32 protein-coding genes are annotated in these 26935 nt (G+C 59.9%); 15 read left to right on the top strand and 17 right to left on the bottom strand.

Annotated elements, in window-relative coordinates:
• Window positions 1–146 precede the first annotated feature (146 nt).
• From KBZ22_RS05250 to KBZ22_RS05240, 3 genes are read left to right on the top strand one after another with little or no spacing between them, the layout of a single operon-like run.
• Complete coding sequence (locus KBZ22_RS05250) at window positions 147–6674, top strand: DEAD/DEAH box helicase (protein ID WP_255021294.1); 6528 nt, start codon at window positions 147–149, stop codon at window positions 6672–6674.
• Window positions 6671–8884: a 3'-5' exonuclease gene (locus KBZ22_RS05245; RefSeq protein WP_255021293.1), complete on the top strand. Its 2214-nt coding sequence runs from the start codon at window positions 6671–6673 to the stop codon at window positions 8882–8884. Before KBZ22_RS05250 ends, KBZ22_RS05245 begins: the two co-directional genes overlap by 4 nt.
• Before the next feature lie 17 nt (window positions 8885–8901).
• Complete coding sequence (locus KBZ22_RS05240; RefSeq protein WP_255021292.1) at window positions 8902–9348, top strand: DUF6998 domain-containing protein; 447 nt, start codon at window positions 8902–8904, stop codon at window positions 9346–9348.
• 60 nt (window positions 9349–9408) lie between these two features.
• On the opposite strand, the gene KBZ22_RS05235 is transcribed toward KBZ22_RS05240, so the two are convergent.
• On the bottom strand, window positions 9409–9939 hold the full coding sequence (locus KBZ22_RS05235) for a hypothetical protein (protein ID WP_255021291.1): 531 nt from the start codon (window positions 9937–9939) through the stop codon (window positions 9409–9411).
• Between the two features lie 44 nt (window positions 9940–9983).
• Complete coding sequence (locus KBZ22_RS05230; protein ID WP_255021290.1) at window positions 9984–10361, bottom strand: hypothetical protein; 378 nt, start codon at window positions 10359–10361, stop codon at window positions 9984–9986.
• Between the two features lie 73 nt (window positions 10362–10434).
• On the opposite strand from KBZ22_RS05230, the gene KBZ22_RS05225 reads away from it, so the two are divergent.
• The 9 genes from KBZ22_RS05225 (at window position 10435) to KBZ22_RS05185 (ending at window position 16787) form a co-directional block, all read left to right on the top strand.
• Entirely contained in the window at window positions 10435–11091 is a 657-nt protein-coding gene (locus tag KBZ22_RS05225) for a hypothetical protein (protein WP_255021289.1), read from the top strand.
• A 408-nt stretch (window positions 11092–11499) separates the two neighbouring features.
• Window positions 11500–11883, top strand: a complete 384-nt coding sequence (locus KBZ22_RS05220; protein ID WP_255021288.1) for a hypothetical protein — start codon at window positions 11500–11502, stop codon at window positions 11881–11883.
• Between the two features lie 513 nt (window positions 11884–12396).
• Entirely contained in the window at window positions 12397–12978 is a 582-nt protein-coding gene (locus KBZ22_RS05215) for a sigma-70 family RNA polymerase sigma factor (protein WP_255021287.1), read from the top strand.
• Between the two features lie 84 nt (window positions 12979–13062).
• Window positions 13063–13302, top strand: coding sequence for a hypothetical protein (locus KBZ22_RS05210; RefSeq protein ID WP_255021286.1), 240 nt, complete (start codon window positions 13063–13065; stop codon window positions 13300–13302).
• A gap of 54 nt (window positions 13303–13356) precedes the next feature.
• A complete protein-coding gene (locus KBZ22_RS05205; RefSeq protein WP_255021285.1) occupies window positions 13357–13758 on the top strand; it encodes a LexA family transcriptional regulator in 402 nt (133 codons plus the stop codon).
• Window positions 13759–13915: 157 nt separating this feature from the next.
• Window positions 13916–14239 carry a hypothetical protein gene (locus tag KBZ22_RS05200; protein WP_255018216.1) on the top strand — a complete coding sequence of 108 codons (324 nt, stop codon included), beginning with the start codon at window positions 13916–13918 and terminating at the stop codon, window positions 14237–14239.
• A 258-nt stretch (window positions 14240–14497) separates the two neighbouring features.
• The gene (locus tag KBZ22_RS05195) at window positions 14498–15430 is read left to right on the top strand and encodes an ArdC family protein (protein WP_255021284.1); all 933 of its coding nucleotides are present in this window, start codon (window positions 14498–14500) and stop codon (window positions 15428–15430) included.
• Window positions 15431–15489: 59 nt separating this feature from the next.
• On the top strand, window positions 15490–16170 hold the full coding sequence (locus KBZ22_RS05190; RefSeq protein WP_255021283.1) for a CatA-like O-acetyltransferase: 681 nt from the start codon (window positions 15490–15492) through the stop codon (window positions 16168–16170).
• 398 nt (window positions 16171–16568) lie between these two features.
• The gene (locus KBZ22_RS05185) at window positions 16569–16787 is read left to right on the top strand and encodes a hypothetical protein (protein WP_254931390.1); all 219 of its coding nucleotides are present in this window, start codon (window positions 16569–16571) and stop codon (window positions 16785–16787) included.
• A 693-nt stretch (window positions 16788–17480) separates the two neighbouring features.
• On the opposite strand, the gene KBZ22_RS05180 is transcribed toward KBZ22_RS05185, so the two are convergent.
• Both KBZ22_RS05180 and KBZ22_RS05175 read right to left on the bottom strand, forming a co-directional pair.
• Window positions 17481–17717 (bottom strand): chlorophyll a/b-binding protein, encoded by a 237-nt coding sequence (locus KBZ22_RS05180; RefSeq protein ID WP_396111693.1) that lies wholly within the window; start codon window positions 17715–17717, stop codon window positions 17481–17483.
• 250 nt (window positions 17718–17967) lie between these two features.
• Window positions 17968–18111: a chlorophyll a/b-binding protein gene (locus KBZ22_RS05175; protein ID WP_094560385.1), complete on the bottom strand. Its 144-nt coding sequence runs from the start codon at window positions 18109–18111 to the stop codon at window positions 17968–17970.
• Between the two features lie 265 nt (window positions 18112–18376).
• Here KBZ22_RS05175 and KBZ22_RS05170 point away from each other — a divergent pair, with 265 nt between their 5' ends.
• Window positions 18377–18547 carry a hypothetical protein gene (locus tag KBZ22_RS05170; protein ID WP_255021282.1) on the top strand — a complete coding sequence of 57 codons (171 nt, stop codon included), beginning with the start codon at window positions 18377–18379 and terminating at the stop codon, window positions 18545–18547.
• Window positions 18548–18679: 132 nt separating this feature from the next.
• Here KBZ22_RS05170 and KBZ22_RS05165 read toward each other — a convergent pair whose 3' ends face one another.
• The 12 genes from KBZ22_RS05165 to KBZ22_RS05110 all read right to left on the bottom strand — a co-directional run bounded on the left by KBZ22_RS05165 (window position 18680) and on the right by KBZ22_RS05110 (window position 25215).
• Window positions 18680–18832: a hypothetical protein gene (locus tag KBZ22_RS05165; RefSeq protein WP_254937204.1), complete on the bottom strand. Its 153-nt coding sequence runs from the start codon at window positions 18830–18832 to the stop codon at window positions 18680–18682.
• Between the two features lie 16 nt (window positions 18833–18848).
• Window positions 18849–19109: a hypothetical protein gene (locus KBZ22_RS05160; RefSeq protein ID WP_255021281.1), complete on the bottom strand. Its 261-nt coding sequence runs from the start codon at window positions 19107–19109 to the stop codon at window positions 18849–18851.
• A 128-nt stretch (window positions 19110–19237) separates the two neighbouring features.
• Window positions 19238–19450, bottom strand: coding sequence for a Nif11-like leader peptide family natural product precursor (locus tag KBZ22_RS05155; RefSeq protein WP_255021280.1), 213 nt, complete (start codon window positions 19448–19450; stop codon window positions 19238–19240).
• Between the two features lie 149 nt (window positions 19451–19599).
• A complete protein-coding gene (locus tag KBZ22_RS05150) occupies window positions 19600–20148 on the bottom strand; it encodes a hypothetical protein (protein WP_255021279.1) in 549 nt (182 codons plus the stop codon).
• A 3-nt stretch (window positions 20149–20151) separates the two neighbouring features.
• Window positions 20152–20715, bottom strand: coding sequence for a hypothetical protein (locus KBZ22_RS05145; protein ID WP_255021278.1), 564 nt, complete (start codon window positions 20713–20715; stop codon window positions 20152–20154).
• 111 nt (window positions 20716–20826) lie between these two features.
• Window positions 20827–21468: a hypothetical protein gene (locus tag KBZ22_RS05140; protein ID WP_254997626.1), complete on the bottom strand. Its 642-nt coding sequence runs from the start codon at window positions 21466–21468 to the stop codon at window positions 20827–20829.
• Entirely contained in the window at window positions 21429–21878 is a 450-nt protein-coding gene (locus KBZ22_RS05135; RefSeq protein WP_254997627.1) for a hypothetical protein, read from the bottom strand. Before KBZ22_RS05135 ends, KBZ22_RS05140 begins: the two co-directional genes overlap by 40 nt.
• Before the next feature lie 170 nt (window positions 21879–22048).
• A complete protein-coding gene (locus KBZ22_RS05130) occupies window positions 22049–22207 on the bottom strand; it encodes a hypothetical protein (protein ID WP_254997402.1) in 159 nt (52 codons plus the stop codon).
• A gap of 284 nt (window positions 22208–22491) precedes the next feature.
• Window positions 22492–23295, bottom strand: coding sequence for a hypothetical protein (locus KBZ22_RS05125; RefSeq protein WP_254997403.1), 804 nt, complete (start codon window positions 23293–23295; stop codon window positions 22492–22494).
• 13 nt (window positions 23296–23308) lie between these two features.
• On the bottom strand, window positions 23309–23806 hold the full coding sequence (locus KBZ22_RS05120; protein ID WP_254997404.1) for a hypothetical protein: 498 nt from the start codon (window positions 23804–23806) through the stop codon (window positions 23309–23311).
• 5 nt (window positions 23807–23811) lie between these two features.
• Complete coding sequence (locus tag KBZ22_RS05115; RefSeq protein WP_254932206.1) at window positions 23812–24240, bottom strand: hypothetical protein; 429 nt, start codon at window positions 24238–24240, stop codon at window positions 23812–23814.
• Window positions 24241–24243: 3 nt separating this feature from the next.
• Window positions 24244–25215 carry a major capsid protein gene (locus tag KBZ22_RS05110; protein ID WP_255021277.1) on the bottom strand — a complete coding sequence of 324 codons (972 nt, stop codon included), beginning with the start codon at window positions 25213–25215 and terminating at the stop codon, window positions 24244–24246.
• 100 nt (window positions 25216–25315) lie between these two features.
• Here KBZ22_RS05110 and KBZ22_RS05105 point away from each other — a divergent pair, with 100 nt between their 5' ends.
• Window positions 25316–26050 carry a C39 family peptidase gene (locus tag KBZ22_RS05105; RefSeq protein WP_255021276.1) on the top strand — a complete coding sequence of 245 codons (735 nt, stop codon included), beginning with the start codon at window positions 25316–25318 and terminating at the stop codon, window positions 26048–26050.
• A gap of 32 nt (window positions 26051–26082) precedes the next feature.
• Entirely contained in the window at window positions 26083–26379 is a 297-nt protein-coding gene (locus KBZ22_RS05100; protein ID WP_254942953.1) for a hypothetical protein, read from the top strand.
• Window positions 26380–26426: 47 nt separating this feature from the next.
• Here the strand turns inward: KBZ22_RS05100 and KBZ22_RS05095 are convergent, their stop codons facing one another.
• The gene (locus KBZ22_RS05095; protein ID WP_254937217.1) at window positions 26427–26696 is read right to left on the bottom strand and encodes a hypothetical protein; all 270 of its coding nucleotides are present in this window, start codon (window positions 26694–26696) and stop codon (window positions 26427–26429) included.
• Window positions 26697–26935: the final 239 nt, after the last annotated feature.

Below are 26935 nucleotides of genomic sequence, written 5' to 3'. Positions count from 1 at the left end.
TCGGATCTGAATAGCAGCCAGCACCGTCTCGCTCTACCTGATTGTTCTGACGGCTATGCATTTTTTATGCAATGAGTGCATATATACGGATCGATTGGCAGCACTGAGATCTCGCCTAGTGTGAAGGTGCAGATCTGCAGCATCCCTTGCTCCCCTCCGTTGTTGCCAGCGAGTTGGAGCAGGTGGCCTGCGATGCCATCCGCACCGCCTTTCACCCCACCACACCAGGCTTTTCTGGCCTGATCGACCGTTTCCTGGCCGATCGAGATCAGCTGCTTAAGGGCCCGTTCGTTTCAGTCTCCCTGCCGTTCCGCGAGGGATCTGGGCGCGATTGGTTCCCCCAGATCCCTCTGCCCTTCCCGCCTTACCTGCACCAGGAGAAGGCCTTTGAGCGGCTGCTGCCTGGAACTCCAGGCAACACCCTGGTGGCCACAGGTACCGGCTCAGGCAAAACCGAGTGCTTCCTGCTGCCCCTGCTCGAGCACTGCCGGCAGCAGCGAATCCAAGGCACCCGTGGGATCAAGGCGATCCTCATCTACCCGATGAACGCCCTGGCCACCGATCAATCACGGCGTATCGCCGGTCTGATCCACACCATTCCTGCCTTGGCGGGTCTGCGCGCTGGGCTCTACATCGGCTCCTCCGATGACACGCCCACAGCGGCGATGACCGCCACCAGCGTGATCACCGATAAGGAGGCTCTGCACAAGGCGCCGCCCGACATCCTGCTTACCAACTACAAGCAACTCGACTACCTGCTCATCCAGCCCCATGTGCAAAGCCTGTGGGAGCACAACGGGCGCCAGCTTGATGGCAGCAGTGTTCTGCGCTATCTGGTTGTCGATGAGTTCCACAGCTTTGACGGGGCCCAGGGCACGGATCTGGCCTGTCTGATCCGCCGCCTGCGTGATCGCCTCCAGTGCCCCGGCGAGGAGCTGGTGTGCGTGGGCACCTCCGCCACCCTCGGAGGCCCCGAATCACGTGAGGCGATGCTCAGCTACGCCGGCCAGATATTTGCCAGCAGCTTTGAGCCAGCCTCCTTAATAGAAGAAAAACGCCTCGAGCCAGAGGAGTTCTTCACAGCGCACACCGCCTATGGAGAGGAGGGGCTCTATGCCCTGTCGCTGCCTGGGGTGGATACAGAGCACCAGCTCAATGCCAGTAATGCCGAAAGCGCAGCGGCTTACCTCGCCCTGCAGGCCCAGCTTTGGCTGGGCGACACCCTGCCACCGCCACCAGATGGCAACGTCAACGACGAGTCCTGGCGCCAGGCTTTAGGTCAACGGCTCGGCACCCTGCCTGCTGTACAAAACCTCGTACGCCAGGCCGCTGGCACCTGCTCAATCGAGGAGCTGCTTGATCGCTTCTCCCGCCAGCTGGGCTTAGGTGATCGCTTCCGCCGCCCTTATCGGGTATTGCTGCTTGAAAGCCTCCTTGCCTTGGTGGCCCATTCCCGGCGCAGCACCACCTTGCTCAATGGCCAAGGGGTGGTCGTGCCCTGGCTCAACCTGCGCCAGCAGCTCTGGCTGAGGGAGCTCAAACGCATGGTGGCCTCAGTAGAAGCTGTGCCCCAATTACGTCATTCCGACGACCTATCAGGAACAGAAGCCAGCCCCCATTTGCCGGTCGTCCATTGCCGCGACTGCGGTGCCACCGCCTGGGCCTCCACCGTGATCAGCCAGGGCAGCAATTGCCTCGATCGCGGCAGCAATCTGCAGGGCTTCTACAAAGCCTTTTTCTCTGGTGCGCCGGAGCTTCGCTATCTCTTCCCAACCGGCGCCAGCACGGCAGGCCATCGAGTTTGTGGCGACTGCCTCTCATTCCACCCCGGCCAAGACGTTGCTAATGGCATCTGTCCCAACTGCCAAAGCCGCAACCTGCTCGCCGTTGATATTCCCGATTGCAGCTACCAAGACGACAACAACCATCCCCATGTCAGCCGTGATTGCCCCCATTGCGGTGCCCAGCAAGGCTTACTGCTGATTGGTTCTTCTGCCGCCAACCTCACCAGCACCTGGAGTGCAGCCCTGTTTGCCTCGCCCTTCAACGGCGACAAGAAGCTGCTGGCCTTCTGCGATTCGGTGCAGGACGCCGCCCACCGCGCCGGCTTCATTGCCGCCCGCGCCTACCGCACCTCTTTCCGCACAGCGCTCACCACCACTGCACGGCAAGCCCAGCTTGAGCTAGCCGGCCCAATCACCCTGGATCAGCTGCAGGAGCGCCTGATCAGCGACTGGCGGCAACACTTTCCCAACCCGGTGGATTTTGCTGCCACCTTCATCCCAAACGACCTTGAATGGCTGCGCGAATGGGATGCCCTGCAGCACCAGGACACGCCATGCCTGGATGTAGACAGCACCTTGCTGCGCTTGGTGTGTGACCGGCTGCGCTGGGAGGTGGCCGCCGAATTCGGCTACCGCTCCCGTTTGGGCTCATCGGTGGAACAAGCCGGTTCGCTGGCGGCAGGAGTCGATCCTCAGGCCATCAATGCCCTGCTGCCCGACCTGCTGAGCCGTCTGCAGAACGAAATCGAGCCGCTGCGTCAAGCCCGCAGCTCCCAGGTGCAGCAGCTGGTAGTCGGGCTGCTGCATCACTGGCGCCAACGCGGCGGCCTTGATGTACCCGAGCTGCTCGGCAAAGACGGCAAAGGCAGCGATTACCTGCTCTCAGGTGGCAACGACACCTTCGTGTTCAACCAAAAAATTCCCCATACCCCCCGCTTTGGCCCCACCTCAGCGCGGCCTAGCTTCCCAACCAGCCACCGCGGGAAGGGTGGTTTCGAGCAGCTGGTGCGTGAGCGCGAGCGGCCCACCTGGGCGCAGCACTGGCTATTGCGCACCCTTGAACCCAGTTCACCACTTGATCCTGAGCAACAAAAAGAAGCCCTGCAGGCAGTGGTGGCCGCACTCATCGAGGCGCAGCTCCTGCTGGAGATCCAAGGCAACCGCAGCGAGCACATCTGGGCGATTCCTCGTGCCCGTATTCAGATCAGCGCCAAGCCCCAACGCCTGCGTTGCTCCTCCTGCCAGGACGCCCAGACGGTACTAAGCGAGCAGCTCAGCCTCTGGGATGGCATGCCATGCCAAGTGCGCCATTGCGGCGGTGAATATCGCCTTGATCCCCGCGGCGGCCTGCCGCTCTACCGCCATCTCTACGAGCGCGGCGACGTCCACAGGATCGTGGCGCGTGAGCACACCGGCTTACTGCCGCGCCCCGATCGCGAGAGGCTGGAAACCCAGTTCATCCGCAGTGAGTACCGCAGCGATCCCAACCTGCTCTCCGCCACCTCCACCCTGGAGATGGGCATCAACATTGGCGATCTCTCTACTGTTCTGCTGGCTTCCGTTCCGCCTGAACCCTCCAACTATCTGCAGCGCATTGGCCGCGCCGGAAGGCGCGATGGCAACGCCCTAGTCGGCACGCTGGTAACCGGCACCGCCCACGACCTTTACTTTTTTTCCGATCCACGCGAGATGCTGCAAGGTCAGGTGAATCCACCTGGCTGTTATCTCGATGCAGCCGCCATCCTGCGCCGCCAGCTACTGGCCTACAGCCTCGATCGCTGGGTCGTAAGTGGCATCGATCACCAAGCCCTGCCTAAGCAGCTCAAAGCCGTACTCGATGCGGTGGAGCAATCGGGAGCCGGCAGTGTCAAGGTTGCCTTTCCTTACACCTGGCTGAGCTGGTGCGATGCCAATCAAGGCGAGCTGCTGAAGCGCTTTCTAGGGCTGTTTGATGCCACCCTTGCTGAAACCAGTCGCCAGGAATTAGGCCGAATTTTCCTTGCCGCTGCTGAATCCCCCTACAGCGCGCCCTATGCCCAAGAGTTGCTGCAACGTCTCGAGGAGCTAATCGCTGAGCGCAAACGGCTCAGCGCCGAAGCCCGGCGGCTGCGCGAGCGCTTCAACAAGCTCTCGCAGCTGGGTGATGCCCTTACGCCAACCCAGCAAGAAGACAAGGACCAGATCTACCGGGAGATGAAGGCCTTTGGCCTGTTGCGCAAGGCACTCGATGCCCGTCCACTGCTGGCGATGCTCACCGATGAGGGCTTTCTACCCAATTACGCCTTCCCGGAGGCGGGTGTCACCCTCAAATCCGTGCTGTGGCGCCGTAATCCTGCTCGCGGTGATGGCAAAAACCGCAGCGAGGAACTACCGCCACTGAGCTATGAACGCCCCGCAAATGTGGCCATCCGTGAGCTGGTTCCTGATGGTCAGTTTTATGCCCAGGGCCGCCGCGTCAAGGTTGATCAGGTTGATCCGGGCCTGAATCAACCGGAGCGTTGGCGTTTCTGCCCGTCTTGCTCCTATGCATGCCGTGGCACCGATGACGACTTCGGTCGCAAGGAATGCCCCCGTTGCGGAAACAGCGGCTACGCCGATCAGGGGCAGGTCAAGGAGATGACCATGCTCAAGCAGGTACAAGCCACAACAGAAGATGCCCGCAGCAGGTTTGGTGACGACGCCGATGAACGCAACCCGCTCTTCTTCTTGCGGGAACTGCTGATCCTTCCCGATCTCAATCGCCGCGAGATCTCACTGGCGATCGAGGATGAGGAGTTTCCCTTTGGTGTGGAGTATCTAGCCAGCTCCACCTTCCGCGAAATCAACTTTGGTGAGCAGGCCGCCGTCGGCCAGAACCACACCATTGCCGGTAAAAACCTGAAGGTGCGTGGATTTGAGCTGTGCCGCAGCTGCGGCAAGGTCCAGCACGGCAAAGCCAAGGCCAGCAATCACACCTGGGGCTGCCGTTACCGCGACAAGCCCGATGACGCCCAGCTGCGGCAGCTGCTGTTCATGTATCGGGAGTTCCGCTCAGAAGCACTGCGTTTCCTATTGCCTGGTGCCAGCTTCTGGGATGACTCCGGCCAGCCCTCCTTCATCGGTGCCCTACACCTGGGCCTAAAGCAGCGGTTTGGGGGGAAGGTAGATCACCTCCAATCGGCCTTGGCAGAGGAGCCCCAGCCCGGCAGCCGCCAGCGCAAAACTTTTCTCTATCTGTTTGATTCGGTGCCTGGTGGCACCGGCTATGTGCGCCAGTTGATGGATCGCGGCGGTGAAGACCTCAAGGAGGTGTTCCAGCTCTCACTCCAGTCCCTGCAGAGCTGCGCCTGCAGCGATGGGTGCTACCGCTGCATCTTTCGCTATCGCGAGCGGTTTGATCGCGAGCACACCAGCAAACTGCGCGCCATCGAGCAGCTGCAGACCATCCTCAAGCGTTGGTCCGAGCTCCAGCCCAGCGAACGCAGCCTCTCGGAGGTGAGCATCAACACGCGCGCTGAAAGTGAACTCGAACTGCGCTTCCTCGAAAAACTGCGCGAGGGCAAAGGCCTACCCGAAGGCGCCAAGGCCTCCCTGCGCGACGACGTGATCCATGGCCGCAAGGGCTATCTGCTCACGCTGAGCAACGGCAGTCACAGCGTCAGCTGGAAGCTGGAGCAGCAGGTGCCGATTGGCGATAGCGAAGGGGTTGGAGTCTTCTCTAGGGCTGATTTCCTGCTCACCCCTACCGCCGGCGGCAAGCCAATTGCGATCTATACCGATGGTTGGGAATACCACCGCGGACGCCTGGCCACTGATGCCCAGCAGCGGATGGCGCTGCAACGCAGTGGCCGCTATCTGTTTTGGGGCTTGAGTTGGGATGACGTTGTTGAGAAGCCTCCGAGCGCTCAGAACCCCCTGGTGCCCAATGGGCTGCAACTGGGCGTGGTGCCAGCCTTCATCGACCGGCCGGAGCTGTTCAGACGCTGGTGGCCTGAAGACACCACTAACCATGTGACACCGCCCGCTCCAACGCTGGCAGCACGCCAAGCCCAGCTGGCCAGCAGCCTGGAGTTACTGATGGCTTACTTGCTCCATCCCAGCGAGGCCTGGTGGCAAGGTCTGGCCCAGCAGTTCGCCCAGGCCCAAATCACACCATCCTTGATTTCAGCCCCTGACCTGACTCAAGCCATTGAGGAGTTGCAGCTCCAGCCCCACATCGAGGAATGGCGGGTGTCAGCGACCGGCCAGTGCATGGGGCAGCAGCTGGAAATAGCGCCGGGCCTAAGGGCCCTAAACCTTGCGGACCTTGAGCTGCATAAGCACCTGCACCCCGCCGCCAGCTTCCGCGTCATCCATTTCGAGCCGGATGCAGCCGGCAACGACCAGCAGCAACAAGCCGCCTGGCGCGAATGGCTGCGCCAAGCAAACCTGTTCCAGTTCATCCCCCATGAGCTGATCTCTACGCCAGGGTGGGGCGGAGCAGAGCAATCGCCTTCCCTTGAGCCCTACGAGGTTTGGGTGCAAGGGGTTTCCGCCGCTGCTGCGGCACAGAGTCCAACGGCCCAGCCACAGGAGGCCATCGCCTGGCAGGAATTGATCAGGTTCGCCCATCCCTCCTGCCAGTCGTTGCTCAGCGCACTGCAACCAGTCATCTTCAAAAACGCTCTATCGCTGCCGGAACTGGGCTACGAACTGGAGGGACCGAAGGGAGAAGTCTTAGCGGAAGCCGAATTGGCCTGGCCGGATCAGCAGCTGACAGTGATCCTGGATGCGGATCAACGTCCCTGCTTTGAAGCTGCAGGTTGGCGTTGCTGGTCGATTGAAGATCCTCCCGACCTGAACGCCGTTGACATAACTGCCGCCAGCATCATCGACGCCTTGCAAACACCAGCCACCGCGCCCATCCCATGAGCGAGCCCCGCCTCACCGTTGCCCTCTCCAGCGACTTCCTCAAGGCGCTCAACAAGCTGCCTGAAAAGGGGCGCAGCAAGGCCGCTTCCTTTGTTTCCAAGTTTCGCGACAACCCTCGCAGTACTGGTCTCAATTACGAGCGCATAGAAGGCGGCAAGGATCCCATGATCCGATCGCTGAGGGTGGATCAGGACATTCGTTGCATCGTGCGCGCCCCAGAGGAGGGCGACACCTACGTGCTGCTTTGGATCGACAAACACGACGACGCCTATCAGTGGGCCCGGCGTCGCACCTGCCATGTCAACCGCGTCAACGGTGCCCTGCAGGTGGTGGATGTAGAAGCAGCTGAGGTAGCGGTGGGCGATGCCATTGCAGCAGCCGTGAGTGAAGCCCTGGCCAAGTCCAGTTCGACCCCGCAGCAAGCGGAAGCCACACCTGTGGCTGCAACCGGCTCTCCCTCCCTGTTTGCCCATTGTGACAATGATCAACTGATGCTGCTCGGCGTTCCGGAAGCCCTGTTACCAGCAGTACGTGCGGTTTGCAGCGATGAGAGTCTCAGTCGCCTGATCCAGTGGGTACCAAAAGACTGCGTTGATGGCTTGATCCTGCTGGCAGAGGGCCGGCCGATTGAAGCTGTGATCGAGGAGCTTGAGCGGCAACGCCCTGATCACATCGACCCCGATGATCTGGCCGCCGCGCTGGAGACCCCGGAAAGCAAGGCCGAGTTCTTGGTCATCACCGATGACGATGAGCTGGAAGCGATGCTGGCCGCACCGCTGGAACAGTGGCGGGTATTCCTTCACCCCAGCCAGCGCCGCTTGGTGGAACGCGACTGGAGTGGTCCCGTCCGCGTTCTTGGCGGAGCGGGTACCGGCAAAACCGTTGTGGCCATGCACCGGGCGCGCTGGCTTGCCAAGCAATTAAACAAATCGGAAACAAGCGGCCGGATCCTGTTTACGACCTACACCCGCAACCTGGCCACCGACATCCGCAGCAGCCTCACCAAGATCTGTAGTCCCGCAGAACTACAACGGATTGAAGTGATCCATCTCGATGGCTGGGTCTCCACTTTCCTCAAAGGCCAGGGGTTGCCGGTTCGGGTATTCGATGAGAACGCCCGTAAGGCTTGCTGGGATTTGGCAATGGCTATTGCAGATACCTCTCTGGGCCTTGACCGACGCTTTTATGAAGAGGAGTGGAAAGAGGTGGTGCTTGCCAATGGCTGCCGCACCCAGCCGGAATATCTCGCAGCTCGGCGCGTGGGCCGGGGCACCCGTCTCACACGCCAAAACCGAGCCCAGATCTGGCCCGTCTTTGATGCAATGCGCATGGAGCTACGCCAAAGAGGTCTGTGGGAGCCAGAGGAAGCCAAACAAGCGGCTACTGATCTGATTGAGAAATCAGCTCTAGATGCCCGCTATACATCTGTGGTAGTTGATGAAGCACAAGATCTTGATATTGCGGGCTTTTCACTGTTACGCACTATCGTCGGTGGAGCGCATGCCAATGATCTGTTCATCGTTGGCGATCCCCATCAGCGCATCTATGGAAAGCCTGTGGTGCTTAGCCGTTGCGGTATTGAGATCCGCGGCCGTTCACGCAAGCTGCGCATCAATTACCGCACCACAGAGGAGACCCGCGCCTGGGCGACGGCGGTGTTGCATGGTCTCGATTTCGACGACCTCGATGGAGGCCTGGATCCAGCTACTGACTATCGATCACTTCTGCATGGTGATGAACCGCTGATCAAGGCATTTGTAGACCCTGCAGAAGAACAACAGTTCTTGGCTGCAACCTTGCGTCAGATCCAGCAGGAGCAGGGGGGGCTAGCTGCCACATGCGTCATCGCTCGCACCAAGATTGGAGTTGAGAAACTCAACCACGCCTTAAAGCAAGAAGGATTTTCAACCAGAATTATCCAAAAAGATGAATCAGATGATCCCAGTGACCCCGCCCTACGGCTAGCCACCATGCACAGGGTCAAGGGACTGGAATTTGATCAGGTGTTCATCCCCGGGCTTGATGTAGCTCAGATGCCTTTTCGCTTTGAACTTGAGCAGCGCCCGGACCAGCTGTCTCGCGAGCTTTTTGAAAAACAGGAACGCTCATTACTGCACGTAGCTGCTACCCGCGCCAAAAAACGCGTCGTGATTAGCTACAGCGGCAAGCCATCACCATTTATTGGTAGTTCCAACATCAGTACGGGCTGAGTCTGCAATCTTAAAGAATGGCTAATTCAAAGCGGATTCATCAGCTACTTAATCGGCTCTATAAGCTCTGCGACGAGCTGAGCGAGGAGTGCGATGGAAGACCATGTACGCCATCTGGCTTCTGTGTCGGCACGCCAGGTGAGTTTCTAGCTGCCGATGCCTTTGGACTTAAGCTATTGCCTGGAAACACCAAGCACTTTGATGCAGAGACCGCGGTAGGCGAGCCAGTTCAAATTCGCACCAGCGGCAAGGGCTTATACATCCCTATCTATGGTGGAGAAGGATTATTACTGGTTGTGCGGATAAGGCGCACATCTCTGGAGCTCATCTATGGAGGCCCAGCCAGTAATGCCTGGGTTATCGCCCGTACTCCGAACAATCGCGGTGTGCGCACGATTAGCCTTAGTAGCCTGAAGAAGCTCCATGCCGAATTGCCACCCGAGCAGCAGCTCAAGAGAAGTTGATTTTCCTGCACATCTCTTGTCTTCCTTGAATAAAGGCATAGGCCTTGATGGCTAAGCAATTTAACGGGTAGGCGCAGTGCCGTTGCCCCCGAAAAGATCGGACATTCTGTTCAATTTGCTTGCCATCTTGATAGCATTGTAGTGGCATTCGAAGATCTCTCCGTCATCGTTCTCCGCCCGCAGCTGACCATCTCCCATTGAATCCACGAGTTTCAAATGGCGGCATTGACTTCTCGCCTCTCTGAGGAATTCAGGCAACCAGAGCAGCAGTCGATGCAGCTCAATCGCTTGCGCCTGATGATCTGAATAGATTCCCCCATACGGAATTCTTAGATAGATTCGACACCACGGCTCTACTCTTTGGATATAAAATGCGTGACTTTGAATGCCATGGCCCCAGAATCCAATAGCGAAGTGGCCTTCAAGTGCTTCACGCAAGAAGTCGTCTACATCGGGTTGCACTCGGTAGGGCCGATCCTCCAGTGCAACACCACTGCCAAAGAGCAATTGTCCCATCCACTGCATCTCCAGATCAGTAGGGATGAGACCATGGGGCATCGGCTGGCCGATGCGTTCGGCGTAGCTTGCCAACAGATCAGCAGTTGTTAGCGGTGGCATCGCTCTGTTACGTGAATTCATTCATCCTCCTTGAAATTGAGGTCAAGCACCGTCCAGGTAGTTCTGCTCATAGGGCCATAAAAGAAGCCGGTATTGTTTATCTCAAAGGCCACATACCCCGGTTCGTCCACACCCTTTAGGAAAGCCACCACATCGACACCTTCGTTGAGCGCGTCCTGAATGGCGACATAGGTAGCCCACTGGGCCTGTAGCTCTTCGCAAAGCAGTTTGGGTTTGTCCGGCACCTCGTGGCACCAGAAGCCCCGCACCGTTGAGGCATTGGGCTCTCCCGTCTGCTTAAAGACAGGTTTACCGGATGCCGGGCAGAAGAAATTCCAGTCGTTCCATTCAATTTGAATAAGTTGCATGGCCGTGAAACGCAGCAGCGAACTCACTGTTGCCTGCCCCATCGTCTTTGTAGCTATTTCCCGTGCGAAAGACGAAGATAGGCCTGCTGCTCTCAGTTGAATGGCCACTCCGGAATCGCATCTCTCCCCTGATTTCGTCGCAGCACAGGCCGCTAAGACCATCGCGCTGCAGATGCTCGAGGAGCGTGGCCGTGGTGCGGTGCTCGTGGGGGTGGCTCGCGTAGATGCAGCCCTGGAGCATCTGCTGCAGGCGGTGCTGGCACCAGCAACTGCCAAAAATGATGGCCTGTTTTTGCCTGATCGCCCGCTTGGCTCCATCGGCGCCAAGGTTGTACTGGCCCGGCGGCTGGGCTTGATTGATGCCGGCGTGGAGAAGGCCCTGAATGCCCTCCGCAAGCTGCGCAACGCCTTTGCCCACTCGGCCGAATCAGCCTCCCTTTCCGACCCCGTGCACAGCTCTCGATTAGCGGAGGTCTACGTGATTGCCCGCGCTAATCCCCTCTGGGCGACGTTGGAGACGGTGCTAGCAGCCCAGCCGCCAACAGCCCATGCTCCATTGGACCAGGCCCTGCGCGACTACATCCTGCTGATCACAATCCTGGTGGCCTTTCTAGAAGCCACAGCCCAGCAGCTCAAGCCGATCCAGCCACCTGTAGTGATGGGCTTGTCCGGGATTCTCCGCCCGGAGTATTTGGCTGAGAGATCAGCTGATCTTCCGAGCACGTCAGAGGATCTATACCCGGCATTAGCTGATTAGTCTGAGTATTTATCGATCATAGATGGCTTTGCTTCCCCCGAACATCGCCGACCAAAGACTTGACAACATAGTCGATCTACCGATTTAATGTTTGGAGCAGCGTAAATTGGCGCGTGAACTGCAGATATTTTCATACGTACCCCTTCTGGCTAAGCGGCTGAGACAATAGGGGCAGGCATCTAATGCATGGCTCAAGACATTATGGAGAATCTAAGATTTGCAGATCCAGACGCCGATTTGCGTAGAGCCTTTCTGTCAGGTGGTGGTTAGACTTGCACCTCTTGCCTGGATTGGTATATGGCGCTCCATCTTCGTATGTTCAGCCGCGCAAAAGTGGGCTCAAGATAGCGCCAGAAAAGTCGAACCACGCACTTTTTCTAGATTGTGACATAATAACGAGAACCTACTATGAAGTTGGTCCCTGTGCACTCTACAGATTTTGCTGAGCTTCAAAGGATAGAGGAGAGGCTGAGGGGTCTTCATGCTGCTCTTTGTGGGCAGAAGATTGAGATATTAAGCTCTTCAGGGGTGATCGTTGAAGCAAGACTTTCTAGTCCCGTTGATGTCGCCAGAATTGCAGAGCTCAACGAGAGGCTTTCTCGTATCGAGCAAATGCAAGAGGAGGTTCGTAGCAAGTGGCAACAACCAAGGGACGCAGAAGTAGAACTTGACTTGGAAGAGCTGAAACTGGGCAATAGCCGTTCGAGCCGAGTGCTGGGAACGGGAGAGCGAGGTGGAAGTTACGAGGTCCGCATCTCAAAAAAAGGATCTGTATACAAGCGATATACGTAACTCGTAAGTTAATCTCGGGAGCCGCTTGTTTTGCAGGAACTAGCAGGTCTGAACTGCATATGAATTACGTCCATGCCACGGAGTCTTTCGTAGGCAGTATAAGCTTAATTGATCTAGATTTAGGCTGCTTGCAATAAAAGTGCCCACGAATCGGGCGTTTCCCCCTCTTGCGCAGGGGTTTTCACGGGGTTTCTTCAGCTCACGGTGCTGATCTCAGGCCATAAGGCCACGTTGACCTCCTCCCCGCGGCGAATGATCGCCGTTAGTCATAGGGCGATGGCTTTACTCATCGACGCTGAGCGCCATGAATCCAGTCTGGGGCTTCTGCTCTGATCCGGTCAGCAGCCAGATGAGGTGTGTGGTGTTGGGTTCCCATCAGGCCGTCAAACACCCACCTAAATCCCTCGTCCAGTCCTCGCGCTGCGTCAAGGATCGGGCCATGCGCCCCGTTGGGGCGTCCTTGTCACATCCCTGCGGCTGGCCGTTGGGGGTGGGGTTCTCTGCCGTCCCCAGATGGCTGCCCCACTTTCCCTCTCTGCCCTCCGTGCCCGCGATGCCCTGGTGCTCCAGCACCTCTCCCTGGCTGATGCCGTTGCTTCAGCTGTAGCCCGCCGCTTCTTCCCTTTGGTCGAGCGGGAGGATCTGATCCAGGTAGCTAGAGAAGCCCTCCTTCTTTCAGTGCTGCGCTGCAAAGCAGGTGAGCCGGCAGAGCCCTATCTGCGCCGCTGCATCTCAGGTGCCCTGCAGCATCACCTGCGCGATCGGGTGCGGCTAGTGCGCATTCCACGCCGGCTGCATGAGCAGGGTCAGTGCCCACTGGGTCATATCAGCCTTGATGGCCACAGCGATGGCGAGCCGTGCCTGCTCGATCAGCTGGCCAGCCCAGAGCAAGAAGCAGCCGGCCCCGCTGATGATCTGGCGCTGGAGCAGCTAGTAGATCAGCTGCCTGCAGCTCAAGCCACGGCTCTGCGGCTCACCATCCTTGAGGGCCTCTCACTCCGGCAGGCGGCAGAGCAGCTGCAAATCAGCGCCATGTCGGTGCAGCGGGCCCAGAAGAAAGCGCTTGAGGCTCTGCGGCAGCAGTTGGTGGCCTAGTGCCCAGCCGCCTGGCGCGGAGCCAGGCGCCCCTAACCCGTGCGAGCCCTTCCAATTGCGCTGCGGCTTGGCAGCCAATCGCCTGTGGGTTTCTACGGTGCAGCGATGGCCCCAGACCTCAAGCACCCCGCCACTGGCGATTTGATTGTGTTGGCAGGTGGTGAGCAGCTTTGGCGGATCGGCTGGCCTGGTGCACCGGTCTTGGTCGTCACCAAGGATGGGCCAGACGGCAACGCCATCTACCGGTTGGCGGATCCCAGATGCAAAACCTGGAACAAGGTGGGGGATATGAAGCTGGTTCCCTGGCCCGAGGCAGGCAGCTGAGCCGACCCACCTCACAAGGAGTAGAACAGCTGTACTACCGCCACTCCTGGTTTGATGTTGGCCGACCTGCCCATTGGTGAGCCCGTTCCCTGCTGCACGGGTTCATTGGGTGAGGGCTTGGATCTCCATGCCGCCCTGATTCCCAACCCGGTCTGCACCTTCTACATGCGGGCCAGTGGCAATGGCATGCGCCAGCACGGGATCAACGACGGTGACCTGATGGTGATCGACCGCAGTGTGGAGCCCTGCTCCGGCCATGTCGTCGTCGTTGCCCACCAGGGCAGCTTCTTGATGCGGCCGCTGCTGCTTCAGGGGGAGCAGTGGTTACTTGAGCCGGTGCGGCCAGGCGAGGCAGCAATTCCTTTGGACCTGGAGGTCTTTGATCGCTCAGGGCTATTTGGCGTGGTGGTGCATGCGGTGCATCACCTGAATAAGCCGCGTTTGCGAAAGATCTGATCGCTCCTGCCTTGACCTGACCTGCGCAGAAGGCTCGCCCTAGCTGGGTCGGCTTCCGGTGGGGCTTACTTCGGGTCCTCTCCATTGTGCTTCCTTCCTCCGTCAGTACGCCTCTGGGATCGGTCCCATCGCTGCGCCACACCTGGCGCCGAATCCCATGGCCACCTATTCCGCCCAGTCCAAGTTCTGCCGGCCAGAAGAAGATCCCTTCCTGCTGCTTGATCGCGCCTCGCGCTCCATCGAGCAGCTGCTGCGCCGTGATCTGCCGCTGCGCCGCACCTGGAGCGAGCAGCCCTATGGAGAAGAGGAAATCACGCTCCTAGAAGAAGAGGTGCTGCCTGCCATCGCTCAGTGCCTGGCACGAATCGATGCCATCGATTCAGCCCTCAGCGCCGCTGGAGAAGAGCTCTATCGCCAAGAGGTATTGGCAGCAGCTCAGAAGCGCCGGGTTCTGCTCCCTGGGGAGGTGGCGCTTATCTGAACTCATGCAGGCCGCCATACAGGCGGCCTGCTTTATTTCTTTCCCCGCCAAGTGCACCTGGCGGTGCTGGTTTACAGAGCGCACCTATCGGTGCAGATCTACAGAGCGCACCTAGCAGTGCGACAGAGCCTGGAGGACAAGGGTTTGGTACGCGCAGGGAACTTCAGTGTGCGCAGGTGGCGCAAGGGCTACGCGAGCGGCTAACGCCGCCCTTGCCCTCACCGGCGCGGTCACTTCAAGTCCTTTGCGCCCTGTCCAATGGCCGCAGCACCAAAGTCACGCCGCAAGAGCTCAGGTCTCTCGCCAGAAGAAGCGCTGGTTCTTGATCTCATCGAGCTCCTAGAAGCTGGCAGCACGCCATGGCGCAAGCCCTGGGATTGCCACACCGGAGGTGTTCACATCAATCTGCTCACTGGCCGTGCCTACCGCGGCAGCAATCCAATCCTTTTGGAGCTCGGCATGGCCATGCGTGGCGCCGATCTGCCCTTCTGGTGCGGCTTTGGGGAGGCCAAGAAGTTGGGCGTCTTCCCCCGCAAAGGCTCAAAGTCCGTCCGCATCCTGCGGCCGCAGCTGCACTCCAGCGAGAAGGAGGCGTCTAATGGCGAGAAGGTGCTGCACAGCTGGGCTAGTTACAGGCCAGTGCCGGTATTCAATGCCTGCGATCTCGAGGGTGATGCCTTGGCTGGCTTGATCGCGGCACGGATGCCAGCCCTAGAAGCCCGGCCAGCGATTGAGCCGATCATCCGCGCCGAGCAAATTCTCTCTGCTTGGCCGGTGCCAGCCAGCTGGGGTGGTGAGCGGGCTTTTTATTCCACCAGCTCCGATCGCATCCAGCTGCCGCTGCGCGAAAGCTTCCACGGGGCCGCAGCTCTCTATGCCACCTGGGGCCACGAGGCCATTCACTCCACCGGCCACGAGTCACGGCTTAAGCGGGATCAATCCGGCGCCTTTGGCTCCAGCAGCTATGCCCGAGAAGAGCTTGTGGCCGAGCTGGGCAGCGTTCTGCTGGGGCAGCGGCTGCAGATCGGCTGTGAGCTCACCAATCACGCCGCCTATCTCCAGAGCTGGATATCAGTGCTGCGCCAATCCCCCAAGGTGTTGCTGCAGGTGATCAGCGCAGCCCGGCAGGCGGTTGATGCGATCTGTCCAGAGATGGAATGCACCGAGGAGTTAGAGGTCGCCGGGGGCTAATGGCCCTGCAACCGGTCAGGACCAGCTCAGGATGGAGGCGATCAGCTGAGGGCAACAGCATGAGTACAGCAGCACAATCGGTAGGAGAGCCAGCCGCACAAGCCAGCCGGCCAGTGGATCTGGCTCACTACCCTCGCCGGCGGCTATTCGAGTGCTTTCGCAATCATCCCCTGCCCGTTTTCTCGATCAGCACCGCAATTGACATCAGTGGCTACGCGACAGCGATTGAATCAAGGAGGCTGCGTTTTTACACCACCCTCTGCTGTCTGATTGGCAAGGCCCTTAATGACAGTACCTGCTTTCGCCATCGCATTGTCGATGACGTGCTGGTGGAATTTCCTGTCATCAAACCCTCCATCAATGTCGCGCTGGAGGATGAAAGTTTCAGCTTTGCTGATGCTGAATACAACGGCTGCTTCCAAGAAGACTACGCAAGTATCCGCAGCGCTATTGCAGCAGCTCAGGCACAACCCAATCAGGATTACCGCGGTGGGCTAGACGATCGCTTCTTCCTTACCCACCTGCCGTGGCTGAGTTTCACCGGTATCCAGCACCCCTACATACCGGCCTATGCGTCAATTCCCTTGATCAGCACCGGCCGCAGCTTCTGCCAGGACGGCAAGGATATGTTGCCGATTGCGGTGCAAGCTCACCATGCCCTAGTCGATGGGGTTCATATAGCTCGCTTACTTGAGCAGCTGGCCGATCACTGCCGCCACCTTGATTCTCTTTTGGATTAAACGATTTTCAGCGAGGTAAAAGGGCAGCATCGCCTTTTAGGCCATTTCAGCCCCTTTCCCAGCTGGTTACTCATGCGTGGCTGACAGCGGGGGCCTGCAATCCAGGTGCTTTTCTTCCCAGACAGCAGGACCGCATCCCTTGAGGCTTTATCACCCCGCCCCTACTGCGTAGAGACAGCACTCAGCTCCTCTTGCTTTAGTTGATCCCGGCCGTAGCAACCGGCAGGCGGACAGAACCAGCACCGTTGGCTTTGGGGCACTGCTGGTAATTCGTCGAGCACCCCTTGCAGGTTGCCCTCACTTGCTCGCAGACGGAAAGGGCTACGCAAGTGGCTACGCCACCCTTGCCTGCTGCTGCGCCGTGGGGCGTGACCTAGGGGTTCCTCGCCAAAATTCCCATGGCAGCTCCACAAGGCCCCGTCTGCAATATCCGCCTGCTGATCGTTCATCGCTATGCGCCCGGTATCAAAAAGAGCGGCGCTGTGCCCTGCACCGTTGAGCACTTCGGGCGGCGCGGTAAGCCGGTCAAGAAGATGCGGCTAATCCCTGCTGAAAAAGCATTTGCCTTTGCACGCAAATTTCAAGGCCTCCCCGGCGTCACCGTCTCTGTCTGCTGAGCCGGTCAGGGGGGCCATCGGCCCCCTTTCTATTGGGGTGCTGGCTTGCTGGCAGGACTAAGGGGCAGTGGGAGCGGGGAAAGGGATAAGAGCAGTGGCCTTTCTTGCTCCACCCGCTTCCGCTTGGTCGGGGTTCCGCGGCGTTTGCAGCCGCTGAATAAACCGTGCAAGCCGGGCATAAACCGTGCAAACCGTGCACATAAACCGTGCAATCCGGGCAAGCCGGGCACAACCTATGGGGGAACAGCGAGCCAGGGGATTCCACCGCTCCCGCCTGGTCGGGCTTCCGTTTGCCTACCCGTCTCCGTCGATTCAGCACCTCAGCTGGGTGGAGGGGCCCATCGGCTCTGCAAAACCGCTCTCCAGTTTTCCCCGCTTCTCGGGGTGTCAGGTGCGCGTTCTTTGCATCACAGCGATGTTCCCGCTCTCCACCACCATGCAGTCCCTCCTTGATGCTTGGGAAGAAGCACAAGTTTCCGGTCAATGGCAGGAGCCACAGCCCGAGCCCGCCTATCCAGCAGCCTGGTGGCTAATCCAGCTGGAAGAAGCACCTCAAGAGCTCGAGCCTCCCCTGCGCTGGTCCGTCTAGTCGGCCAGCCGGCGGCCTTGGAGGCCGCCGGTTAATCCATTGGCATCCAACAAAAAAAACCCAGGCAATACCTAGGGGTCAGAAAATAAAAGGCCTGCAGAAGCTCAGAAGCAGAAGGGCAGGAACTGAGTGCGGCAAGCGGCGTAGCCATCAACCAAGGCGCCTAGGCCGATTTGATGGGCGATGCCAAAGCCGGTGAGGCCTTCCACCACGATGCCTGTAACGATGCCAACCATGGCGGCGCGGCCGTTAAACAGTTCAACTTGCTTGAGCTGCTCCATGAGGGTCAGCTGTTCGGCGCTGGTATCGAGCAGCTGGTTGTTGGCGGGAGTGTTTGTCATGGCTTTTGGTGGCGGAACAGTTGCTTGGAAGCTGAAATAGCAAGAGCTAGGGGCTCAATCAGCAAGATCCGGCTGGTTGAGAGCACCAACAATCCAGGCACCGATAAGAACGATGGTGATTGCGGAAATCATCAAACCCTCTTAGCCAGGTCCGTAGGACGGCTCAGCACGTAGATCGTCATTGCCGAGAGCACAACGGTGATCAGAGCAACGACCGAGATTGCAGCGGTGTAATCGGTTTCCATGACGTTCAACCCAAACCGATTTGGGAAAGGATGCCCTGGCCGGTGAGCAGCTCGGTGCCAAGACCGATCACAAAACCAAGCATTGCCAGACGGCCATTCCAGGTTTCGGCGAAAGCGACAAACCCGAAGCGAGAAGCGGACTCAGTCATGATTGTGACGAAGTGTTAAAGGCAATGTAACAGGTTATGAACATGCGATGCAAGGGGCGCCCTGCTCTGGCCTGCTCGGCTACTAGCGACGCTTTCTGTCTGCTCCCACTGACAGGAGCAGCAGCAGCCAGCCGTCACCAGCAGGGTTGATGCAAAGCGCTTTGCCGCAGTCCTTGGCGCCCGCTTGATCTCCATGACAATTGATCATTCAGACCGCAGGCATCTCGCGCTAGCAGCAGAGCTGGTTTCAGGTGAGCAGCAGTCCATGCAGCAGGACCTTGACTACCGGCTTTTGGAATCCACCTACCGTCAATCAGCTGAATACGCAGCGATGGTTCAGCGCTACCCGCTGCCACGTGGCTGGATCACCGCTTGCGAGTCTTCTGAGCTGGTGGGCCATCCACCTTCGGTGGGCGATGAGCAACAGGCGGCATAAGTTCGCCGAGCCGCTACAGCACCAGCGCCCCCAAGGCTTGAGAACTGGAGTTGTGGGAGTTCTGCCGGTGATCAAGGCGAAAGGAGGACCGCCACCGGAGGTGCTGCCCCCGCCCCTGAAAGGGACTAGTAGTTACCCCTCAGCTGAATCCTGAGCAGCGAGGGGATCTGGAAGCCCCTGGGTGATCGCCAAGGCTCGTTTGTAGATGGCACTTGAGGTTGCACCGGCAGCCTCCATGGCGATGCGCATGTTCTGCCAGTAGTGCAGTGTTTTGTCTTGCGTCATAGGAGCTGCTGCGGTGTCAGGCGCAAGCGGCCGCTCTGCCTCGGCGCCGGCCCAGCGGTTCGATCCACTCGTTCAGCACAAGCTTGTGCTGGACAAGACGACTTGGCAGGCGGCAGCCGAGGTTGATCTGCCCCTCGTCTACCAAGCGTCCCAGCCGTAGCGCCAGGGCTTCCTCGTGGCGGGCAAAAGCACCTTGGTGGGAGGCAACCCAGGAGATTTCATGTTCCGTGATCACACCGCTGGAGAGTGACTCCAGAAAGACTTCCCCGACTGTCATGAGAGCTGTGTAACGACTTCGTTACATGCTGTCGCGCCCGGCCTCGCTGCGTGGCTCGAGCGGGCTCTGGGGCTGGCTAAGGCAGTGGGCTGACTAGAGCACGCCAGTCCTTGCAGAAGCGTTGGGGCTCAGTAATTGGAGGCTTTATCCGCTCCTTGCACTTCCGCTGCGTTGTGGTGCTCCAGCCAGGCATTCAGCAGGTCGCTTTTTGTCACCCGATAGCCCAGCTGGCGGGCGGTGCGTAGCAGCTCCTGGCGGCTATGGCACTGGCGCAGGACCTGCTGGAGCGCCGGACTGGTTTCTGCATCGGCCACCAACCGCTCCAGATCAGACCAGCTCATCTACTCAAAGCAGAGATGGGTTCAAGCTCGCGTGAACTGGTGCCTGCTGCCAGGTTCCCTGAGGCACATTGCGGCGCATTGATGCCTTGGCGGAGCGTTGCGAGCGCAGGAGCGATCTGCTGAGAGCACAACAAGCCAGTAGCAAGCCCTCAGCTCGCAGCCTTAAGGGCCGCCACCTCTGCTTTGAGAGCCAGCAGCTCATCTAAAAGCGCGCTTACGAGCTTGTCGATATAGCCCTTATTGGTCAGGTCACTGGCCGCAACCGGCGGGTTAGCTGCTGCAGGACAAGAGCCAAAGGTCACCTGGCCGCTGCTGTTCTCAATTCGCCAGGCCGATCTAGCTGACGGCAGCTGGCAGCGAAGGAAGGTCCCGTCGTAGTACAGGTAAACGTCACGGCCATTGAAGGTTGAAACGCCGCCGCTGTTGGCCCAGCGCAGCGGGCCGTTCATCACATCACCAGCCTTATTGACGTAGGTGGTTGCCATCGCAGCACTGAGCACGCCATCGGCCGTCATGCTCAGCCCAGCACCCACCTTGATGCCGCCCAACACCTTGGCCGTCGCGATGGGCAGGACATAAAGGGAGGAGGGCACAAACACCTTGGCGTCAGTGCCCAACCTGGCGCTGTTGCCGGCATCAGCCGACACAGCGCTCGGGCCAGCTGGGCCCTGCAGGTTGGCAGCAAGCGACCAGGCCACCGCTCAGCTCAGGGTGTACACGTCGCCCGTGGCGTTATCTAAATACAGATCACCAGGGATCGAACCTGGGATGTCAGCTGCCGGAGCGCCGCTGCCGTTGAACCAGCCCGTACCGCGCATGCCCTGCACGCCGGCTGGTCCTTCCACGCCTTGAGCGCCAGCAGGGCCTATTTCTCCTTGAACGCCAGCAACGCCAGCAGGGCCCTCAATTCCCTGCGGTCCCTGGATCGAGCCGCCAGTCACCCAGGTGCTGCTGGCCGCATCCCATACCTGAAAGGAGTCATCGGCCTGCACGATGTAGGCATCGCCCTGGGCTGCATCAGCTGGCAGCTCGGTTTCTGTCGCCACCTGGCCCTTAAAGGTGATGCCCAAACCCGCAGCACCCTGGATGCCCTGCTGGCCTTGAACACCATCAGGGCCAATCGGACCCTGGATACCAGCCTCACCTTGTGGTCCCTGGACGCCTTGGGCGCCATCAGCGCCAGCAAGGCCCTGCACCCCTTGGGCGCCCTGAATGCCTTGCTCACCCTGTGGACCCTTAAGAGAGCCGCCTGCTACCCAAGCCATGGTCAAGCGGGCCAGTAGCCCGGTGTGTCTACAGCAGCTATTGCCGTATCGCACCGCTAGCCGGTGGGTGGCTAACAGCAAGCCGCAACTGCGTTCAGCAAGCGGGCTGGATTAGAGCGACCCGTAGGGGATCTTGCGCATGGCGCGCACGGGTGAAATAAATATCTTGGGCATCCAAGAGAACAAGCCGCTATCGGTACTCAACACGTAGCAATCGCGCGTATCCCTCTCTGATGATGTCCAGTGAATAATTGGTATAAATGCTTCCGCGCCTCCCCACTGAAATGCAGGGTTTAAGCACTGGGCTGGCACGTATGGGGGGAATAGGTAGTCACGCCTTGGCACGGCGCATGGGTTGATCCCATCTCCATAGGCGGGATCAGCTACGTTTGGCGTTGCTGTTGGCTTGAGATGGAAGTAGGCAATCTCCAGCTCGTAGTGCGCTGGCATGTACCAGTCGTCGTAGCCGTTGATATTTAATGCCGCACACCACTGGGCAGCAGGGTGAACACCATTTTGGATCATCCACTCGGTGTTCGCCCAGCCGTCATGCCTGCTGCCGCAACCACCGCTTGGCCCATAGTCCCTATAGGTCGGGTTATAAGCCTGCGGGTAAACCTCGGGCATGCCGGTATTTGAGCCGCCAGTAGCACCCGCATCACGCGGCGCGACGATTAGGTAATGGGTGGGATTGCCATCTGCCGTATGGCTAATCAACCCAGCAAAGTAACCGCCGCCAATCGGTGCGCCCACCTCTGGAACAACAGGAGCAAGCGGCTCAATGCCAAGCGGCACCCAGGTCCCCTGATTTGCCATATAGGCATGGGGAACGCCAGCAAGCACCTGGAAATCACTTGTAGCTGCAGGGCCTTGCGGCCCCGCTGCACCAGTAGGCCCCATGACGCCTTGCGCTCCTGCTGGACCGGGATTGCCTGCAGGGCCTTGCGGTCCCTGTGGACCTTGAGCGCCTTGGCTGCCTTGCACGCCGGGCGCTCCTTGAGGGCCCTGAGGACCTTGAGGGCCAAGGGGCCCTTGATCTCCCTGCAGGCCAACAGGGCCCTCAGCACCAGGCTCGCCAACTGCCCCTGCTGCCCCAGGTGGTCCAGCAGGGCCTGGTGCTCCTGCATCTCCTTGTGCACCAGCAGCACCAGCCGGCCCGGCAAGGTTGAGCGCTTCTAGCCAGCTCATTGGCCCGCGCCAGAGGTGGCGCTGTCTTGGCTTATGGCTGAATCAAGGGAGCGGGCCTCAAGGTTTGGATCCAGCTCAGCCATTGCAATAGCGGGCGCAGAAGCCACTGCCAAAACAGCAAGGTTTCCCCAGCGACCTTCTGCAGCTAGGTAGTACTGCGGCACACCTGCATCAACGCGGAACTCGGTATTACAGGCAGCGCCAGCTGGTCCTGCTTCTCCAGTAAGGCCCGGTTCGCCAGGGGGTCCAGCTGCCCCTGGGGGGCCATCAAGGCCAACAGGGCCAGGCTCTCCAGGGGGGCCATCTATGCCAGTAGGACCCACATCACCAGCTAGGCCGGCCACACCTGCAGGGCCACTTTCACCAGCCGGGCCAGCCAGGCCAGCAGGACCCTGCGGCCCTGCTGGGCCTATTTCACCTGCAGGTCCATTTTCTCCAGCCGGGCCAGCAGCACCTGGTTCTCCGCTTGCTCCAGCAGCACCTGCAGGACCGGTTGGACCAACAAGGTTCAAGCTCTGGTTCCAGGGCATCAATCAGCTGCAACGTTGCCGCGCGCACCGCTTGGTGCGACCTGCTCGCTATTGCCGATCAACCCTCCAGCACATAAAAGTTGCCGCTGAGGTTGTCCAGGTAGTAGTCACCGGGGTTAGCACCACTGATCGTCGGCGGCGGTGGTCCAGCACCGTTAAACCACTGAGTGCCGCCGTTACCGCCCGGCGGCATGGCCCAGGTGCCATCAGCGCAAAGGAACAAGGCGCTAGATCCATCGCTGGGCGGCACACCACCAGCACTGCTGCCGCCACTCCATCGCGTCAGGCTCCACTGCTGGGTTGTGCTGCCGTCGTAAGCAGCGCCCGCAATGCCAGCACCAGGGATCAAGGGCAGCACAGAGCCAGGCGCTGTTCCACCGCCTCCTCCATCGGGTGGTGGGGTGACCTCGGGCTGCCAGATCGGACAGCCCGCCAAGCTCACCAGCAGCGTTGCCGTAACACCGCTGCCGGTGAGTTCTGCTGTGATCGTGTATTCCCTGCGGCTGGTGTAGCCGTGCCGCAGCCGGCCGTTGCCATCGCCGCCAACGGGCCAGGGCAGGGTCTCCGTCACCCCATCACCCCAGTCCACCGTCACCGCATTGGGGGGCGTGGTGCGTGGGTTGAGTAGTAGCTCGATCGGGATCAGCCCGCCCGACTCCGGGCCAGCCGGCTGCCAGCTCAGTTCCAGATCAGCCGCCGGGATCGGCGCACGGCCAAACCCCAGCTGCTCCCAGCGCTGCACCTCATTGGACGGCACCCACACCGCCTCACCAGGACAGCCAGCAGGTGGCAGCAGGCGGATCAGCTGCGCGCTGATGCCACCACTGCTGATCGCAACGCTGGTGCGCATGGCAATGGTCATCTGCTGATCCTCGTTAAATCAGGGGGTCATCCAGCAGCAGATCAGGCAGTGGCTGCTCAACCGGTTGCTGCGCCAGTGCCGTGGCCTGCTCCACCAGCTCTGCCTTGGTTTGGCTGCCATCAAGCTCGACGCCATAGACGCTGTAGCAGTGCTCAAGGATCTGCGCCTTGGTCATGGCCTGAAAATCAGGCGCTGGTACTGGCACTAGCTCGGGCTCTGCTGCTGGTTCGGGCTCTGGTTCCAATTGCGCTTCTGGCAATGCTTCTGGTTCAACAGCAGGCAGTGGCTGAGCTACTTCTTCTGGCTCTGGCGCGAGCGGAGCAGTTAGATCGATCGCAACAGTTGGTGCGACGGGTAGCTCTGCTGCAGCCTCTTGCAGCTGCCAGCCCAGGCTTTGCCAGCCGCCTAGGTGCACCGGCCATATAAAGCGGTGCTCTGCTCCAGCACTGATCCGCACCATTCCCTCAGGAATGGCTGGATCACTTAGGTCATGGCGAACAAGAGTCGTCATGGCGCTCAGGCGGGGATGGTGGCGGTCAGTCCCACGTGCATCCCCTCTGGGGTCTCGGGGCTCACCTCTGCTTTGGCAAAGCAGACCGCTGGCAGGTCCACATCGGCTAAATCAGCAGCATTGAGCTGGATGTCACGTCCACTGATGAACGCCTCCACCCGGCCGCCTTCTGCTGGTAGTGCAACGGTGGTAGCAACCACCCAGCTACCGGTTGTGCCATCACGCAGCACAGGGGCAAAGGACACCTGAATTTCAACAGCAGCAGCAGAGCCTGGGTTACTTGCTACTACTGAGAAGCGTGATGCCGCATCGAGCTTGGTTGTAAGCAGCACCTCTTCTCCAGAGAGGAAGGTGCGCTCCAAATTGCGTATGGCGCTGCGGTTGGTCCAGCCCACCAGGGTGGTCTCCGCATCAAGCAAGGGATTGCCGTTCATGGCTCAGTTAGCAGGTGTGATGTTGAAGAGGCGGCCAGCAGCGCGGCTTTGCAGCACGGCAAAGCCCACGTACCAATCGACGCGGGTGCGAAACACCGGGGCATCAGGTACCTCGCCCAGGTCCCGCACCGAAATGCCATAGCGGCCCTGGAAAGGGCCCTGCAAACCAGTGACGCCTTGATCACCAAAGGTGCAGCAGTAAATCGAGCTGGTGCCACCCGCCTCGTCGTAACCCATCACCTCAATGCCCTGGGCATCGCGGTCAACCGTGACGAGCTCGCAGTCCTGGTAGCGGTGCACCGTCATCCCAAAGGAGTTGGTGCTGGTCTGATACACCCCACCACCAATGGAAGCGCGGGCCATGGCATTGAGCTGGCGGCGCATTGCCTTGCTCATCACCAGCACCTTGCTGCCGCCATAGGCATTCACCGAATCGATCAACTCATCGAGGCGATCAAAATCAAGCGGTGCACCAGGAGCAGTGCTGCCACTCCCACTGCTGCTACTGCCGCCACCGCCACTCCCACTGCCTGCGTTGTCGATTGCCATCGCATCGCCTGGCTGCAGACGCTTACTGAGCCCGTCAAATGCCCTGGGGTTGGCGCTGCTATCGCCATTGATCACTGTTGCTTCCAAGGTCAGCCGCATGGAGCGCACCTTCATCTCGATCTGGCTGGCACGAGCCTCAGGGCCCATCAGGTCAACAATCGAGCGATCCACATCCACGTCACCGCCAAATAGGTGCACCGCTTCTGCGCGCTGGTCCACCACGCCATAGCTCTGGGTGTAGCCCTCGTTGACAGCGCGAAAGCCAACAGATGGCAGCTCCTGTTCAGCGGAATAAAACAGGCCGCTGCCGGCAATATTCATGAACGGCAGCTGGGCGAGCAGTTCGCCCTCTGAAAACGTCTTGAGCACAGCTAGATGCTCAAGCCTGTTCTCGTATTTAGCTGCCTCGATCAAGGTGAGGCCCATGGCACAGGGGGCAGCGCCCCGGGGAGGTCAGGGGCTATTGCCGAGCGGCATCAGCTGGAGATGAGGCACTACGGCAACAGCAAAGGACTGCCCTGCTGCCATGACCACAACCTCTCCTGCTGCCCAGGCACCGTTCACAGCTGAGCGCTGGCAGCAGTTCTGGAACGCCTGGAAAGCCCAGCCCCAGCAACTTGAGGGCATCGAGCAGTTGCGGCTCGCCGTGATTGCTGCAGACCCAGCGATCCTCACCGAGGCCGCGCCCTGGCGGCAGAGCTTCTCATCGACACCCCCGGCTCCAGAGGCATCAGGCCATGCCAATCCCCTGCCGGTGGCCTGGGAGAACCAGAACGACAACGCCTCAGGCACCGGCTACCGCGAGTGCTTCTCCAGTAGCTGCGCCATGCTCGCCCGCTATTGGGGCAAGGTCGGCTCTGACGATGAATACAACGCCATCCGCGCCAAGTACGGCGACAGCACAAGTGCAGAAGCCCAGCTCTCAGCGCTTCGCTCACTGGGGCTAACCGCCAACTTTGCGACCAATGGAGATCGAGCAGCACTGGAGCAGCAGATCAACCTGGGACGGCCCGTGGCCGTGGGCTGGCTGCATCACGGTTCTGTATCTGCTCCATCAGGCGGTGGCCATTGGAGTGTGGTGATCGGTTTCACCGAGGCGGTCGCCATTCACAACGACCCCAATGGAGAAGCTGATCTAGTCGCTGGTGGTTACACCGCCAACACCAACGGCGCAGGCCAGCACTACAGCTGGAAGAACTGGCAGCCCCGTTGGGAAGCAGATGGCAAAGGCACCGGCTGGCTTCTGACCTGCCATCCCTGAGCAGGGAGAGGGCAAAGGCACCGAGCAGGTCCATGAGCGATGAGCTGCCGCCCTTGCAGCCACCTGCCCAGAGGGGCGGCAAGCCTCCCTTTGATCGTGAGCGCTTTGTCTTTAAGACCCTGGCGGTTGTGATCTGCACCCAGCTTTTGATCTATTCCCTTGCTGCTGGGGTCTGCGGTCAGCGGGCATTGGCGGGCCGGCCAGTTGGTCAGGTATGCCCAGGCACGCTTGAGAAATTGCAGATGGGTCTTGATTCCACCCTCAACCTGCTGCTGGCGCTGCTGGGCGGTGCAGCGCTGACGAGGGTTGGCAGGCCGCCTGCTAGCTGAACTCCTCTGCACCTTTGACAGAGAGCAGCAAGCAGTAGCAGTGCGAATCAACCCACCAGCTGGAGGTGCCGGCTGCTGAAAAGCTCGCCGGTGCAGTTCACCGGCAATAACGCAGAGCGACCAGCCCGGTACCAGGCATCTACCAAGGCAGCGCTGGAGCGGGGGTAGAGCTCTCCGGCCAAGATCCAGAGCTCGTCATGCAGCACCTGGGTCTGATCTGGTGTGCCTACGTACCAAGGCGACTCAGGGTCCTGCGACAGCTCCTCATGGAGCAGCAGCAATCCCTCAAGTACGCAGTTAGCGAGCTCAGGCGTCATTGGCTTTGCTGGCCCCACCTTGCGGCGCGGCTACCCAAGAATGTCCATCCACGCACACCAAGGTGCGCCAGATCAAGCACTGGCACCTAGTGGGTTGCGCTGCAGGACGACGCAAAGCGGGAGCAAGGCAGGGCTGTTAGGGAATAGCCCGGCAACGCTGAAAAGAATGGAGCTAGCGCTAGAGAACACAGCAGCGCTGCGGTCGCCGGCGGCTGCCGTGAACTTGCCACAGCTGAGCT

The organism is Cyanobium sp. L1E-Cus (genome assembly GCF_024345755.1).
Lineage (GTDB): Bacteria > Cyanobacteriota > Cyanobacteriia > PCC-6307 > Cyanobiaceae > Cyanobium_A > Cyanobium_A usitatum.
Note: the sequence above shows the minus strand (reverse complement) of the source record. Positions and strands in the feature narration are given on the sequence as shown.

Coding starts and splice junctions, on each gene's coding strand:
- KBZ22_RS05245 (WP_255021293.1), top strand. CDS start 6,671: ATGAGCGAGCCCCGCCTCACCGTTGCCCTCTCCAGCGACTTCCTCAAG.
- KBZ22_RS05240 (WP_255021292.1), top strand. CDS start 8,902: ATGGCTAATTCAAAGCGGATTCATCAGCTACTTAATCGGCTCTATAAG.
- KBZ22_RS05225 (WP_255021289.1), top strand. CDS start 10,435: ATGGCCACTCCGGAATCGCATCTCTCCCCTGATTTCGTCGCAGCACAG.
- KBZ22_RS05220 (WP_255021288.1), top strand. CDS start 11,500: ATGAAGTTGGTCCCTGTGCACTCTACAGATTTTGCTGAGCTTCAAAGG.
- KBZ22_RS05215 (WP_255021287.1), top strand. CDS start 12,397: ATGGCTGCCCCACTTTCCCTCTCTGCCCTCCGTGCCCGCGATGCCCTG.
- KBZ22_RS05205 (WP_255021285.1), top strand. CDS start 13,357: ATGTTGGCCGACCTGCCCATTGGTGAGCCCGTTCCCTGCTGCACGGGT.
- KBZ22_RS05200 (WP_255018216.1), top strand. CDS start 13,916: ATGGCCACCTATTCCGCCCAGTCCAAGTTCTGCCGGCCAGAAGAAGAT.
- KBZ22_RS05195 (WP_255021284.1), top strand. CDS start 14,498: ATGGCCGCAGCACCAAAGTCACGCCGCAAGAGCTCAGGTCTCTCGCCA.
- KBZ22_RS05190 (WP_255021283.1), top strand. CDS start 15,490: ATGAGTACAGCAGCACAATCGGTAGGAGAGCCAGCCGCACAAGCCAGC.
- KBZ22_RS05185 (WP_254931390.1), top strand. CDS start 16,569: ATGGCAGCTCCACAAGGCCCCGTCTGCAATATCCGCCTGCTGATCGTT.
- KBZ22_RS05180 (WP_396111693.1), bottom strand. CDS start 17,717: ATGACAAACACTCCCGCCAACAACCAGCTGCTCGATACCAGCGCCGAA.
- KBZ22_RS05175 (WP_094560385.1), bottom strand. CDS start 18,111: ATGACTGAGTCCGCTTCTCGCTTCGGGTTTGTCGCTTTCGCCGAAACC.
- KBZ22_RS05170 (WP_255021282.1), top strand. CDS start 18,377: ATGCAGCAGGACCTTGACTACCGGCTTTTGGAATCCACCTACCGTCAA.
- KBZ22_RS05165 (WP_254937204.1), bottom strand. CDS start 18,832: ATGACGCAAGACAAAACACTGCACTACTGGCAGAACATGCGCATCGCC.
- KBZ22_RS05160 (WP_255021281.1), bottom strand. CDS start 19,109: ATGACAGTCGGGGAAGTCTTTCTGGAGTCACTCTCCAGCGGTGTGATC.
- KBZ22_RS05155 (WP_255021280.1), bottom strand. CDS start 19,450: ATGAGCTGGTCTGATCTGGAGCGGTTGGTGGCCGATGCAGAAACCAGT.
- KBZ22_RS05145 (WP_255021278.1), bottom strand. CDS start 20,715: ATGGCTTGGGTAGCAGGCGGCTCTCTTAAGGGTCCACAGGGTGAGCAA.
- KBZ22_RS05130 (WP_254997402.1), bottom strand. CDS start 22,207: ATGGCCCCCCTGGAGAGCCTGGCCCTGTTGGCCTTGATGGCCCCCCAG.
- KBZ22_RS05125 (WP_254997403.1), bottom strand. CDS start 23,295: ATGACCATTGCCATGCGCACCAGCGTTGCGATCAGCAGTGGTGGCATC.
- KBZ22_RS05120 (WP_254997404.1), bottom strand. CDS start 23,806: ATGACGACTCTTGTTCGCCATGACCTAAGTGATCCAGCCATTCCTGAG.
- KBZ22_RS05115 (WP_254932206.1), bottom strand. CDS start 24,240: ATGAACGGCAATCCCTTGCTTGATGCGGAGACCACCCTGGTGGGCTGG.
- KBZ22_RS05110 (WP_255021277.1), bottom strand. CDS start 25,215: ATGGGCCTCACCTTGATCGAGGCAGCTAAATACGAGAACAGGCTTGAG.
- KBZ22_RS05105 (WP_255021276.1), top strand. CDS start 25,316: ATGACCACAACCTCTCCTGCTGCCCAGGCACCGTTCACAGCTGAGCGC.
- KBZ22_RS05100 (WP_254942953.1), top strand. CDS start 26,083: ATGAGCGATGAGCTGCCGCCCTTGCAGCCACCTGCCCAGAGGGGCGGC.
- KBZ22_RS05095 (WP_254937217.1), bottom strand. CDS start 26,696: ATGACGCCTGAGCTCGCTAACTGCGTACTTGAGGGATTGCTGCTGCTC.